The 14,137-nt window shown below is 31.8% G+C and carries 17 protein-coding genes; all 17 read right to left on the minus strand.

Going from position 1 to position 14,137, the window contains the following annotated elements; translation table 11 throughout:
• Window positions 1-33: 33 nt before the first annotated feature.
• The 17 genes from B2694_RS01815 to B2694_RS01895 all read right to left on the minus strand — a co-directional run bounded on the left by B2694_RS01815 (window position 34) and on the right by B2694_RS01895 (window position 14,133).
• A complete protein-coding gene (locus B2694_RS01815; RefSeq protein WP_346884307.1) occupies window positions 34-417 on the minus strand; it encodes a hypothetical protein in 384 nt (127 codons plus the stop codon).
• Window positions 407-652, minus strand: a complete 246-nt coding sequence (locus B2694_RS01820; RefSeq protein ID WP_346884308.1) for a hypothetical protein — start codon at window positions 650-652, stop codon at window positions 407-409. Before B2694_RS01820 ends, B2694_RS01815 begins: the two co-directional genes overlap by 11 nt.
• A 59-nt stretch (window positions 653-711) precedes the next feature.
• On the minus strand, window positions 712-909 hold the full coding sequence (locus tag B2694_RS01825; protein WP_346884309.1) for a hypothetical protein: 198 nt from the start codon (window positions 907-909) through the stop codon (window positions 712-714).
• A 138-nt stretch (window positions 910-1,047) separates the two neighbouring features.
• Window positions 1,048-1,740 (minus strand): phage distal tail protein, encoded by a 693-nt coding sequence (locus B2694_RS01830; RefSeq protein WP_346884310.1) that lies wholly within the window; start codon window positions 1,738-1,740, stop codon window positions 1,048-1,050.
• Window positions 1,740-5,591: a phage tail tape measure protein gene (locus B2694_RS01835; RefSeq protein ID WP_346884311.1), complete on the minus strand. Its 3,852-nt coding sequence runs from the start codon at window positions 5,589-5,591 to the stop codon at window positions 1,740-1,742. The genes B2694_RS01830 and B2694_RS01835 overlap by 1 nt, the downstream gene beginning before the upstream one ends.
• A gap of 12 nt (window positions 5,592-5,603) precedes the next feature.
• On the minus strand, window positions 5,604-6,146 hold the full coding sequence (locus B2694_RS01840; RefSeq protein WP_346884312.1) for a hypothetical protein: 543 nt from the start codon (window positions 6,144-6,146) through the stop codon (window positions 5,604-5,606).
• 53 nt (window positions 6,147-6,199) lie between these two features.
• Window positions 6,200-6,784: a major tail protein gene (locus B2694_RS01845; RefSeq protein WP_346884313.1), complete on the minus strand. Its 585-nt coding sequence runs from the start codon at window positions 6,782-6,784 to the stop codon at window positions 6,200-6,202.
• Between the two features lie 37 nt (window positions 6,785-6,821).
• A complete protein-coding gene (locus tag B2694_RS01850; protein ID WP_346884314.1) occupies window positions 6,822-6,971 on the minus strand; it encodes a hypothetical protein in 150 nt (49 codons plus the stop codon).
• Between the two features lie 3 nt (window positions 6,972-6,974).
• Entirely contained in the window at window positions 6,975-7,298 is a 324-nt protein-coding gene (locus B2694_RS01855) for a hypothetical protein (protein ID WP_346884315.1), read from the minus strand.
• 10 nt (window positions 7,299-7,308) lie between these two features.
• Window positions 7,309-7,728 (minus strand): hypothetical protein, encoded by a 420-nt coding sequence (locus B2694_RS01860; RefSeq protein ID WP_346884316.1) that lies wholly within the window; start codon window positions 7,726-7,728, stop codon window positions 7,309-7,311.
• Entirely contained in the window at window positions 7,728-8,075 is a 348-nt protein-coding gene (locus tag B2694_RS01865) for a phage head closure protein (protein WP_346884317.1), read from the minus strand. Before B2694_RS01865 ends, B2694_RS01860 begins: the two co-directional genes overlap by 1 nt.
• Complete coding sequence (locus tag B2694_RS01870) at window positions 8,056-8,358, minus strand: head-tail connector protein (RefSeq protein ID WP_346884318.1); 303 nt, start codon at window positions 8,356-8,358, stop codon at window positions 8,056-8,058. The genes B2694_RS01865 and B2694_RS01870 overlap by 20 nt, the downstream gene beginning before the upstream one ends.
• A 287-nt stretch (window positions 8,359-8,645) precedes the next feature.
• The gene (locus B2694_RS01875; protein WP_414632702.1) at window positions 8,646-9,785 is read right to left on the minus strand and encodes a phage major capsid protein; all 1,140 of its coding nucleotides are present in this window, start codon (window positions 9,783-9,785) and stop codon (window positions 8,646-8,648) included.
• A 55-nt stretch (window positions 9,786-9,840) separates the two neighbouring features.
• Window positions 9,841-10,593 (minus strand): head maturation protease, ClpP-related, encoded by a 753-nt coding sequence (locus B2694_RS01880; RefSeq protein ID WP_346884320.1) that lies wholly within the window; start codon window positions 10,591-10,593, stop codon window positions 9,841-9,843.
• 56 nt (window positions 10,594-10,649) lie between these two features.
• Window positions 10,650-11,807: a phage portal protein gene (locus B2694_RS01885; RefSeq protein ID WP_346884321.1), complete on the minus strand. Its 1,158-nt coding sequence runs from the start codon at window positions 11,805-11,807 to the stop codon at window positions 10,650-10,652.
• Window positions 11,808-11,827: 20 nt separating this feature from the next.
• Window positions 11,828-13,570, minus strand: coding sequence for a terminase large subunit (locus tag B2694_RS01890; protein WP_346884322.1), 1,743 nt, complete (start codon window positions 13,568-13,570; stop codon window positions 11,828-11,830).
• On the minus strand, window positions 13,567-14,133 hold the full coding sequence (locus tag B2694_RS01895; protein ID WP_346884323.1) for a hypothetical protein: 567 nt from the start codon (window positions 14,131-14,133) through the stop codon (window positions 13,567-13,569). Before B2694_RS01895 ends, B2694_RS01890 begins: the two co-directional genes overlap by 4 nt.
• Window positions 14,134-14,137 lie beyond the last annotated feature (4 nt).

Raw genomic sequence — 14,137 nt, forward strand, 5'->3', positions numbered from 1 at the left:
TATTTAAGCACCTCCCATCTAATAGAGGTACTTTTATTCCTCTATCATATAATCTATTAACATTAGCTCTGCTGGACTCATATCACACTTAGAGTTTATAAGTTCATCTATATGGAACTTGTGGATATCAATCTCATTCTCTATTGCTAGAAGTTCCTTAATATCTCCGTTCCAATCTTCAACATGTTCTGGTGCAATCCTTATATTATTATCTTCTATTAATGGTTTTCCTTCTTCATCTTTCACCGAATACTTTTCTATAAGCTTTTGTCTTTCTTTATTGTAGACTTTAATCTCTGTTTCAATCTTAGAGATATTCTTTGCTATAGCATAACTCACCTTGATAGGTAAATTCTTCTGTGATATTGTACCTAGTACATTTGCATCATTTACTATTCTTTCGTTACTAAGCTTCACTTGTAGCACCTCCTACTAATTCATCTTCTATAGCATAAAGCTCCTTATCAAAGTTATCCATATCGGCTCTTACTTCAGCTTTATTTGCATTATACAATTCCTGGTTTTGTATGCTCCTTGTTACACTCCCAACATTTCCTCCATCTGTGGAAATTGTAGCATTCATGTATGCTACTTGTTTATTTTCTATAATGCTATATCCTGTTAATGTAATACTTTTATTTGTTTTTAACATTTAAATCATCCTTTCATTTTTAGATATTAAAAAAGAGCCTACATATGTAAGCTCTTTTGTTAGAATATAAATTTAACACTTGCTATTTCAGATGCTTTAACTTTTAGTTCACCATTCATATCCTTAAATGTATAATTCCCATTATTATCTTTAAGGTTAATTATTGATGGTACTAGCATTTCAATTCCTGATAATTTAAAATTAGCTGGCGTTGTAATTATTCTTCCATCTTTTAATTCATATTCTAGTTGATTCATTTTTTCACCCCCATTTATGTAATATATTTCTACATAATATGAGTAATTCCTTTATTTTTTTCTAATCTTTAATTCTCCATCCATTACTTCTATTCCACCTTCATTTATAATTATTTCTTTCATTAAAATCATCCTTTCTTAAATAAATCTTGGTTTATATTTAATATTTATATCTACATTATTTCTACTAACTGTAATAGTATTTGCTCCTGATTTAAGTCTTGGGAACTCCCACATATCAGTATCATTAAACTTATTAACTCCATCTACTGTTACAATTCCTTCTTCACCATCTATGATTACTTTTTTACCACCAGTAAGGTTTTTAATAGTCATAGGTTCATCAGATAAACCCGTTAAAACTATATCTATAATGCTTACACTTGGAGTAATTTCTACTGTAGCTGGTGTTTCTGTGTTGCCTGGTACATTTATAGTCTTAGTTGTTATTCGGTTCATGGCTTCTACTATCTGTGTAGAGTACTCATATCCTACAAGTTCTATGTTTAGATATAACCATTCATCAAAATCGGTGTCCTCTAAATTATGATCCACAATGTAAACATGATAAAAGTGAGATAAATTCTTAAACTTTATATCTACTTCATTTATTAATTTAGACATAAAATTAGAGATATTATTATTAATAACATCCCTGTTTTCACCTTCGAATAGTAATTTTATAGATACTTTTTTAAACTGTTTTTTACTATCTATTTGATTAAAGCTATTTTTAATTCTAATCTTTTCAATTTCAATTGTTGTAGGTTGTATGAGCTTATTACTTACACTTGCTCCAAAAACACTAATATCTATATTATTTATAAGCATTATCTCGCCCTCCTTCCAGCCATAGCGAAACTATTACTAACCTTACCAACAATAGAACTATCATCTAGCTTTACACTACCTGTTAAAGATATGTTTTGTATGGCTTGTGCAACTGCCTGTGCAACTGTTTGTGCCATAACACTATAATCAATTCCTCCAGTATTCATAGAACTATTATTATAAGTGCTATAGTTGTTAGTAGTGCTATTTATTAATTCTCTACTAGCTAAACTATCAGCACTATAATAACTTCCGCTAGTCAAGATATCTCTTGTTTGTGCTGCAGTATAAACTTTTTCCCCTCCACTAAAATTAAAGAGCTGAGGTCCATCATCACCAGTTAAATAAAATGTACCATTCTTTTCAATTAACTCTTGTCCTTCTTCTGCTACAAAGGCAACACCAGGCTGTGCATAATTAGTTCCATCAGCATAAAATCTATCTATACCATCACTTGCACTAGACCTCCATCTTTGCTCTTTTACAGTCAATGTAACATTTTTGTTTAAAGGAATATTATCTATAGCTGTTTTTATTTCCTTTAAATTTTTAATAGTTCCATCTGCATTAGTTTTTATTTTAACCGGAGTACCATTTATATCAATAAAACCTTGTCTTGTACCATCTGTGGCAGTAGTCATTCTATCTAAAGAGCCTATAACTTTATTGTTACTATCTAAGATGTTTCCATTAGAATCCACAGTTGCTTTTGTATAACCATTCATGATACTTGTCATAATACTTCTATTCTTAATTGCATTTCTAACTTCTTCATCCATCTGATTGCATATATCTTTACTGTAGCCTACTACACTATCTCTCCCTATACCACGTTCAGAAACATTCAATTTATTAAGTGCAATTATTTCTCCTGTGGCTTCATCTGTTTTAACTACTATGTTATCCCATGTTTTTGTTTCGGTGTTCAAAAGTCTATATGTTCCGTCCTCTGTAATTCTATTGATTTCATCATATTTAGCAATTTCTTTCTGAAATCTTTCATTTTTTCTTCTGTCCCAAAAACTCATTTCTTCACCAGTATATTTATTTATTTTATCCATGTACTGAGGATACTTTTCTTCACAAGCTCCTATTATGCCATTCCATTTCTCATTTTCATTCTGTATAAGCAGATCTCGTTGCTCTATCTGATTTTGAAGTTCAGCTTCTGCTTGTTCTTTTTCTAATCCACTCATACCTTCTATCTTTGCCTTAAGTGCCTGAATTCCTGAATCATACTTTTCTTTAATTATAGCTATCTGCTCATCCCTAGCAGTCTTTTCTTGTATGATAGATTCCGATAATGCCCTTGCACTATGCGCATTGGACTTTTCAAAGAAAAGGTTTTGAGCTGCTAATTTCTCCTCACTTGATATATTCATGCTGTCTAATACTGCTTTATTTGCTTTTATAATTTCACCTTTAATTACAGCCTGTTCTGCTCTACTTATTTCTCTATTTTCTTTAGATGCTCTTTCGTTTATTTCTTTAATTTTAGCCGCTGACTCTTCAACTATTTTTTTCTTTTCATCATTAGAATTATTTAATATATCTAATACCTTTTGCTCTTGTTCGGTAACAATTCCATCGGCACCGAATAGTCCTTCTATAGAGCTATTGATTTCAGATTTATTATTATTTATAACTTCTATTATGCTATTACACCATTCATCTGTTTTAGTCTTAACTATAGTAATATCCTCTTTTGTTATTACGCCATCAAAGTTCACACTATCTATTGCTAACTGTAGATTCCTAGATTTCTCTGCTATACTGTCTAATGCCTTTTGCGTTTCTGGACTTACATCACTATTCCACTCAGCGTATACATAGCCCATCTTTTCCATTTCTTCTTTGGAGTGTAATGTTGCACCTGTCAAGCTACCTAATATTATCTCCATTGCTGACATTTCATCTGTAGATTTAAGAACACTAGAATTCATTAAATCGTTATACTCGTGAGCGGCGTAAAATGCTCCTCCTAGTGCTGCCACTGTAGCTGCCAGTGGTAAAGCTATACCTCCTAATGCACTTAATCCAGTGCTTAAAATAGATACCCCTCCTGTTGCTCCTGTTGTGGCTGTACCTACACCTGTAATTGCAGCTCCTAGCTTTCCTACTCCTCCAACACTAGCCATACTACTTACAGTTTCCATTGTTTTTGCCTTAGCTGCGAACTCACCAAACTTTCCAATAGCTTTTCCACTTCCAATAACTAAAGAACCTATGCCTTGTGTAAGACCTCCTACACCTTTTAAAGCTCCTCCTGTGGCAAATGTAAATAATCCTATTTTAGCTATAGATGCAACTACTTCTGGATTCATTTTACCTATTGCATTAGCTACATCTTCTATACCATTAGAAAGGCCATCTATAAGTGGTGTCAATTTCTCACCAGATTCTAAAAAACTATTCTTCAATCTATTTATAGATGTAGTTAATTTATCTTTTTCAGTACTAGATACTTTCTTCATAGCTGTATCTGTAGCACCTAATACATTATTCATCTGTCCAGATTTATTAATAAAATCTTTGTAGTTTGCTCCACATAAAGCAGTTACTGCAGTTAATGCTTCAGTACTAGAGAACAAAGCTCCCATCTTGTCAGCACTTCCACCAGTTTCTTTTTGTAGTATCTCTAGTACTCCAGCCATTCCTTCACTCTTTATCATGGCCTGTGAGTTCTCATATCCATATTTCTTAATAACTTCTGCCATTGCTTTTGTTGGCTTAATCAAATTACTAAATATAGCCTTTAATTGAGTTGATACTTCACTTGTATTTCCTGTTACTCCTGTCAATGTAGCCATACTACCAAATAAGTCTTCCATACTTATATTAAGAGCACTGGATAACGGGAATAAAGGTTGCATACTTTTAGCCATTTCAGGAAAGGTAGTAACTCCTAATTTAGCAGTTACAAAAGCTAAATCACTTACTTTTTGTGCAGATTTTTCAGATATATCCCCATATCCTTTCATAGCTGCACTTATCAGAGAAACAGAGTCGGAAGTTTCAGCTCCTCCAGCTTTAGAGGACTTAGCCATAACTTCAAATATTCCCTCAGTTTGCTTTCCAGCATCACCTAATGAAGAAATTGCTTGATACATTCCATCTGTCATTATTTCAACGTTTATACCAGTATCATCTGATAATTCTTTTATTTTATTTTTATATGAATCCAGGTTAGTTGTATCATCTAGCAATGTATTTATATTAGCTATGCCTTGTTCAAAATCCATATTCATTTTTCCTATAGCTACACTTCCAGCAAGTATAGGTGCAGAAAGTTTCATTAACCCTCCACCTATATTAGACATCCCTTGTCCTACGTTCTTAATCTTTTGTCCAGCATCTTGAACCGATTGAGATACTTCTTCCATCCTAGCTTTAAATTGCTCAACTTTGAAATTATCTAAAGATTCACTAGTACTATCAATCTCTTTTGTTAAATTACCCATTTCTTTTTCTGTAAGATTAATATTTTTATTTGCTTTATCTAGTTGATCCTTATACTTTTCTAGTTGCTTTTCAGCTTTTTCTATAGCTACAGCATTATCACCCTCAGCATTTTTAAGTTTTTCAAGCTCTTCTTCTTTCTTAGCAACACTTTCTTTTGCTTTATCGAGTTGATTTTTATAAGCCTGTAATTTAGTTTTATTTACTTCGTATTTATTGCCTAGATAATCTAATTTAGTTCTTAATCCATCTTGTGAACTCTCAAAATCCTTAGAACTTTTCTTTGCTAATCCATATTCTTTGTCTAAATACTTTAATTCACTATTAACCTTTTTAATAACTGTACTAGCACTGTCTTTTGCTCCTATGGTAACGAGTAGTTGCTCTCCCATATTTCCTCCTTTCTAGTCTAAAACCTTTAATCTAGTTACTTCTCCAGTAACTTCATTAACTCCATTTTTAGACTTATTATTTTTATTTCTAGGTTTATTAACATCTTTATGAATATCTATTTGCTTAAAAACTCTTCTTGGAGTTGCTCCCCAAAATTCATCCTCATTCTTACCTAAAATCGTAGTATAAGCATAAAACATCCAATCTAGATCTACGTCTTCATCTGTTTCTCTTTTTTTTTTTGAGTTTTTATTTTCTGGTAATGATTCAGCTATCAACTCTATAACATCCATTGTATGATTCAATAAAAAATATATTAAATCACCTTGTACAACCTCATTACCTAAAGGTATATCTGGGGTTTCTTTTCTTCGCAATGTACTAGCTATAAAGTATATTACAGCTTCATCATCATATTGGAATAGCTTAGTAGCACCTCTATTAAAACTAGTTCCTGTTATCTCTTTATATGTTGCTATAGACCTCATATCAAAGGTCATTATAAATTCTTCACCTTCGATATTGATTTCTTTTATCTTCTTAACTAATTCCATTTTCATCACTTCCTTCTAAAAGAAAAAGGACTAGAATTAACTAGCCCTTTAAACTAAATTGTTTCTTCATAGAATTGAACACCTGTAAAGAAAGCATCTAATTTAGTTTTATCTACAGTAGTATCTGCAGAATCCATTTTAAAGTCTATATCTCCATCACCTTTTCCACTTGGGTTCGTAAGTGGTAACCCTCTACCAACTAATGTTGTAGGAGTGAATTCTATATTTTCTCCTTCTGTCTTTCCTGAGCTCTCATCTTTTGATAACTTTACATTGTAAAAAACGTTATTAATATAAGAACCATCATCAAAGGTTTCTTGAAATAACAATGCTACTGGTTTTGCTTGGTCGTTTATATTTGTACTAGCTCCGCCTTTGCTATATTTTTTCCCCATCAATTTAGCTTCCATAGCTAATAACAAATCTGAGAAAGTCAAAGAAGTATTTACTCCAGTAGGTTTTTTCTTATATATATTTTGTCTGTTATCTGCATAGTTTGAACCTTCTGCATAGCTATAATTATAAGAGAATTCCTCCAAGTCTTTTATTGGTTCTGGAGTTCCAAAGGTTATTACTCCTTCAGTGTTTATTTGCTCTGCTACCATGCAATTTCTACACCCTGTTCTTTTTCTAGTCATTTATACATTCCTCCTTATTTTTGCATAATAAAAAGCCTTAGTTTCCTAAGACTTTATCTTCCACTTCTTTTGAATACTTTTTTCTAATATTCTTTGGTATATCTTCATCCTCTAAAAAATCTTTTATAATTTCAGCCATGTTTTTAAACTTATCGAAACCTGTTATATCTACTTTTATAGTGGCCATCTATTATTCAGCTCCCTTAAATCCATTAAACTGTATTGGAGTATTATACATGCCATTTTCTTCTTTCATTGTCTTTTGTGCTACTCCACCTCTAATTCCATAAGTATTCATTGCACTTATTACTTTTGATTTTGTTTCCTCTATTTTAGCTTTAGAGTAAATATTAAGTAATATTGTATACTCAATACCTTTCAACTTATTATCAGCATAGTAAGAAGGTTTTGAGATGTAATTATAAACAACACATTCACCCTCATAACTTTCTTTAGTTATATAAAAGCTTTTTATTCCTATGCTATCTAATGCTTGTTTAATTAACTTATTCATACTCACCCTCCTACTCCATAGCCTTTTTTATTTCTTTCCTAAGGTTACTTTTCATCTTTTGCAGTGTAGGCCCTTCAATTCTATTAACTGCTTCATTAAACCATAATTGGTGAGGTTTTATATAGTATTGACCTTTGAAATTCCAACCATAGTTGAAATAACCCCAATTTTGGTACCACAAGCCTTTCCAAAGTTCAAATGGTGCATTATCATTCTTTAAGCCAATATCTACAAAGTATGATCTTTCACCTTCTCTTGCTTCACACTTAGCAATATACTTTGCCTCCGTATCAGAAAACGAACTTGCACTTACCCTTATTTCAAATTCCACAGTATCAGCTACTTCTTCAACTGCCTTTTTAGTATTTATATTAGACAACTTATTAAGCTTATTCATCAATGAATTTATTCCCTTAATCTCTAAACTCATTATTTCACCAACTTAACCTTAATTTCTGTTATAATTCCAGCCTCTTCAATGTCATTTGCATATTCAATGTCATAAGTAATACCTTTATATATAACTCTATCTAAATTAGTTACTGGATTACCTCTTCTAGTTCTAATATAAAATGTTTTCTCTATCTTCGATCCAACTTCTTGTGCTTCAAAATATTCATTCCCTCTTACATTTAGTACCTTTGCACGAGTCTTGAAGAGAGTATTCCAATTATCTTCTATAGGAATATTATCTTCATCAACTCCTGGTGTGAGTCTTTGAATTTCAATTGGATGCTTAAACTCATGAGGTTTTATATCAAACTTGTTGAGTTTCACTATTTAAGACCCCCTTATATGCCACTTCTAGCTGAATATAATAGCTTATTAATGCTTTATTTTCAGTATCTCTTTCACTATAAAGGTCTGTAATGAGTATTCTTTGAACCATTAGATATAGATTTTTTAGACGTTCATCTGTAGTAGACTCTATATATTCTTTTTTAATGCCAGTAGCACTTTGAATAATCGCAGTGCTACCATCTATTAAACTTTGTATTAAACTATCTTCTTCATCATGATCTATTCTTAACCATTCTTTAATTTGCAAAAGGGTAATCATATGACCACCCCTTCTACGCTAAAATCTTAGCTTTTAATTCTTCTTCTGTATTCTCTACAGTATAAGTTATTCCTAAGCCATCACATATAGCCTGTAAATTAGCTAAAGTTTTACTTGTTAAATCACTTTCTACATAGCTTATTCCTTTATTTTTTGCTATTAAAGCTATTAACTTGTCTTTAACATCATTAGTAGCATAAGCAATACTTAATCCATCACATATGCCCTTTAATTCTGTTACTGTCTTGCTACTTAATCCGCTAATTGTATAGACTACGGATGGCTCACTAGGGTGTAACTACCGCTAATCTGAATGCACTTCTCATTTTTATTTTATGATCTATCCAAGCAGTTAAAACAAAACTTTCAATTCCTGTTTTAACATTTTTATCTCTATCGTAAATCATGTTTAAGTCATAGTTGAAGTGAGAATATTTGAAATCACCAACTACTGGTATTACTGCTAAATCACAGAATTCAACTGGTGCTCCTATAATTTGTTCTGGTTGAGCTGCATACAATGAAGCATTTCCGTTTGCTAAAGTAGTAATCATGTTAAAGTAATCTGATTTTTTCATTGTTACTCTTGCATTTTCAGCATAATCATCTTCTAGATCAGCTAAAGCAGCTAATATAGCAGCATACATTGTTGCTCCTGCAGCTTTCTTTATAACATAGTCAGATGAACCATTGTTATTAGGATTAACTGTATCCTTGTAATAGAATGACATTTCAGTTGGAGTTGCAGATGCAAAGGCAACCTTTTTTTCTTTCTTAGCAAGACCACTTTCAAGTCCAGCATTAACAACTTGAACTAAATTAGTACTTGTACCATTTAGAACTGTTTCTGTTATGTCGCAGAATACCTTGAATTTATTTCTTGTGAACACTATAGTGTCAGCAGATGCTTTTAATTCTTTTGCAGTTTCAGTATCACTAGTTAAGAAATCATCATCATCAAGAGAAAATGCTATCTTTGGTACTTCTAGATTTGTGATATTTGTAAAAGTAGATATTTTTCTTAATGGGTTTTTAGCCATTGGCTCATATAATAAATCATTAGTCATAGTTTTAGGTAGGACTTTATCTCCATTTCCTAAAGATGAACCATCACCTAAAACATTTAAAATTGTTTGATCAACTGGTTTTCCAGCCATAACATTTTTAATTAACTGTGCCTTAGCATTTATAACTTTATCTTTTTCTGTATCAGCCACTGGATTTACTTTGCTTTGAGCTGCTAGTTTAGCTGCTGCTTCATCATCTAAAGCCTTTAGTTGGTCATTTATCCCTTTTTCCCTTTCCTCTAAATCCTTAACTACTGTAGCCTGTTTTTCTCTATCTTCTATTTTAGAAGTAGTATCTCCATACATAGCAGTTAATTTATCTGTTGCTTCTCCCAATGAGTGTCTAACCCCATCTAACATTTGTTGTAATTGATATCTGTTCTTTTTCACTTAACATTCCTTCTTTCTTTATTTTTTATAAATTCCAATCTTGTTTTTTAGCATTTATTCTTGCTATCATAGCTTTTGTTGCTTCATCCATTACTGGTTTTTCTTCTGTTTTATAGTTATTTTCTTGGTTTTTGGCATTAAAAAAAGCCTTCGGAACATTTTTATAATGTCCTAAGACTTCATTATCGTATTTGGCTGTTGCCTTAATTTCATCAGATATTGAATCTACTAATCCATACTTTAAAGCTTCCTCTGCTGTTAACCAAGTGTCACCTGAATTTAACCAGCTATCTAAAGTTGATTCATCCAACTTGCCATTAGCTTTATCTAGATAGATGTTTTTTATTTTATTATCCATCTTTTTTAACAATTCTATTTTTTTCTCTAACTCATCTGCATTAGCATAAATGCCTATTGATGCTTTATGAATCATATAAAAAGCATTTCTTGCCATTATAACTTCATCTGCTGCTAAAGGAATTACAGATGATATTGAAGCAGCTAATCCATCTATATGAGCTACTATCTTGCATTCTTGCGACTTTCTTTTTAACTGTTCATATATAGCCATACCAGTCGTTACCATTCCTCCTGGACTATCTATATATATATTTAATACATCTATATCGCCTAATTCACTTAATTCTTTGTGAATGCTATCTGCTGAATCTGTTACTCCTTCAAAGTGATAAGAGTTAATTTCATGATATATATATAAGTCAGCTTTTTTTGTGCCCAATTTTGCTTCTATTTTCCAAAATTTCTTATCTTCTTTCATATGTTCACCTCCCTTCAATAAATTTAGGTATAAAAATAAACTTTATTTCTAAGACTTTACATGTTTTTATTGCCTTTTAAGACTAAATCTATTTTATCTATAGGAACTAAGTCCCTGGATACGTAGTATACATCTCCTCCTGGTATCGGAGGCATATCTTCTAGAGCTCTTATCTCATCAGAACAAAACCAACTAGACCTAATTCCTTTAAAATAGAAATCTCCTCTAGTTTTCATATCTGCCCTTGCAAATCCATTAAGAGATAGTTTAGCTTTTATTCCTTCATCTCTATCTGGTTCACTTAAACACTTTCTAGTAAACTCCTGCTCATACATCCTTGCAGTAGGTAATATTGTATCCTTTAAATACAATAAATCCTCTACATTTGTAGCTTTTCCGGTTAGTTTTCCAGGCATATTATATACTCTTTCAACTCTTTCAACGGTTATTTGTTCAACTGCTGCTACGTTAGGGTCAATAAAAGAAGTATTTTTTAATTCTTGAAATTCCTTCCCACTATCAACATACAAGATACCATTCTTTTGGAATCTGCTAAGCATTTCATTGTATGTTTTTAATTCCTCTTCACCTAATTTACTTTGTAGCTTAACAACTATGTTAGCTTTTAAACCATTTTGCATCTGATTTAAGCTAAATTCTTTAATTTCTCGGTCATAATCTATTGTGTTTCTTAATACGTCTAATGGACTTATAGGAGTGTATCCATCTGTAGTTAAATAATCAACTGCTATTATATGCGAGTTGTGAACATATCTAGGCTCTCCACCATTTCTTATCTGATAGTAAAGTTCATTACTATCGCTTTCAATAATAGGCTCAACATAGTCACCGTTTAGCACCCATAATGCGCTTATTTCTCCACCATAACCATATTCTTTTATTGCATAAGCAGCTCCTTCTGTAAGTCTGTTTACTTCCATTGTTTTAACAAAATTAAAAGTAGACATTCTTGGATTCGGACCATATTCGAATAACCTAGCAAGTTCATGTTCTCTAGGTTTTAATTTTACATAGTCCTGGTTAACACTCAAAGGTGCACTCGCTATTGCATTACTCAACATACTAACTGCACTAAATATAGTTTCATTAGTTGCTAAGTCCTTGTTAAAAAAAGAAAATCTACTAAAATCCCTCTTTATGGCAGTTTTAAAAGGAGTTTTAAAGAAATTTCGTATTAAATTAAATATTCCCACGTCTTCACCTCCTTTCAAATCTAAATATCTGGAGAATAGAATATATCTGTACTACCAGTCACAAGTATTTTAGTTGCTCTATAGTGTGCATTTATTGTAGCTGCAGCTGGGTCAATCTTTTCAAAAGACTTAGCTTTATCTAGCATTGTATAAGATTGTTTCCTGTTTATATTGGCACATACTGCATTACCCATGGCCCAATTGTATAAACCATCATTGGTATGTTTCATTACATTGTCATAGACTTGCTTTCTAAAGTCCTCTGTAGGTTCATTTAATGTGAATGGCCCTTGTCTTACCTCCACAGTTGTGTAACCTTCAAATTCTAAGTCTAAAACAAATTGATGTGCATGTGCTGGGTCATAACAAATCTCTAATATATTTATTCTATGCTCTTTTTCAATCTCATGAATATAATCAGAGATGTAATTATAATCTATTGTTGCACCTGGAATAACAGTTAAGTATTTTTGTTCTTTCCATAAAGCAAAATTATATTTATTTTCCCTAACCCTCTTGTTATACTCCTCTTCCGGAAGGAATGAATGTTGGTATGTGTAATAAATTCCATCAAGATAAAATTCAAAAACAATAGATGTTAAGTCAAGCTTAGTTGATAAGTCCATACCTAATATACAATCCATGCCCCTAAACTTATCTAATGCGAATATTTCTTCATTAGCATTCCATTTAGTCATATTCATATAGCCATTTTCTTTCATATCTACCCACCGATTAAAGTTTTTAGTGAGTAATGTCCTCATTTTCTCCGGTGCATCTATTGCAGTTTTTAATTGTTGTCTTAAATAGTTAATACCATTTTCATATGATGCTACTATCGGATTAGCTTTTATCCATACACTTTCATCATTAATATCATCCTCTGGATCCAGTTCACATATTAAAACAAAGTATTCATCATTATCTACATTCATATCTGGGTCAAGTATTTTACTTACATATTGATATTCCTTACAACATGGTCTGCTTAAATCAAATCCAGCAGTAGTTATAATAACTATTAAAGGTTGAGTTCTAGCAACCATACCACCTAAAAGAGAATCATATATTTCAGATGTAATATGTTGATGGTATTCATCTACGATTGCTAAACTTGGGTTATTTGCACTATCACTATTCTTAGCTTCTTTTGAAAGAGGTTCTATAAATGAACCACTTTTCTTATGAGTAATCTTTCCATAACTTGTAGAATATTTACCTTTAAGCAACTTAGGAGTATTTGTATCTATTTGAAAAAGGATTTCTCTATAAACTACATTTGAACCTTTTCTATCCCAACCAGTTATATATACCTCTGCCTGTTCTTCACTTAAGAAACATTCGTATGTTGCTATACATGCAAGTAATTGTGACTTAGCATTTTTCCTCGCTAGTTGGATGTAAGCTTTTCTAAACCTTCTATAACCGCTACTTTTGTATTTCCAACAAAATATATTCCCACAAATAAAGAGCTGGATTGCTACTAGCTCTATAGGTCTTTTAGCTAATATTCCAACTCTGTGTTTAAACATTTTACACCACATATAGAATCTGTAAAGTTCATCTATATCGAAATAAAATGGATAGTCCTCGTTATTAGATTTTTCTAAGTCATTTAAAAATCTTTTACATGCTTGTTTGTGCTTTTTACATGCATTAATTCTGCCTGTGAGTATATCATTGCAATACTGTAGTAACTCTTCCTTTAGACTCTCAGGGGTAATGGCCTTTAAAATTTCTTTTCTTGTTTTATCAGAAATCACAGATTACCACCAAAGAGTTTTTCCTCTTCACTGTCCTCTTCTTTGCTTTCTATAGGTTTCTTAGGTATACTCCTTAACGCTGAAGCAACTGTCATAAGATTTTCCTTTTCAATATCCAACATCATTTTTCTTTTGTTTTGAATTTGCTTGTCCAGTGCTATTATTTGACCTTGGAGTGAAGCTCTTAATTTTAGATAATCCAAAGTTGGAATTGTAGGCTCTTTTGTATCTTGTGTTTTATATTCATTTTCCAGTTCCTCGATTGATTTATAAAACGTTTCTCTCTTTTCTAAGAAATCAAGACACTCTGCATTTAACATTGCGTACCTATTAACTGGACCTGCAAATAAATCGTCGTTTTTCTCTATTTTTCTTAATAAATTCCTAATTCTTAAGAATTCTTCATGTGATTTAGGATTGTCCTTCGTTTCTTGAAATTCTGTTAAAGGAACTTTTGTTAGAAGTGCCTCCTCTTGGCTTTTTCTGTACTCTAGCTCCTCTTTAGTCATATGTGAATTTCCTTCTTCAATAAGTTGTATATAAGTCTTACTAGGTCTTGCCATTCTG

It is taken from the genome of Clostridium sp. UBA4395 (assembly GCF_002390995.1).
Lineage (GTDB): Bacteria > Bacillota > Clostridia > Clostridiales > Clostridiaceae > Clostridium_J > Clostridium_J sulfidigenes.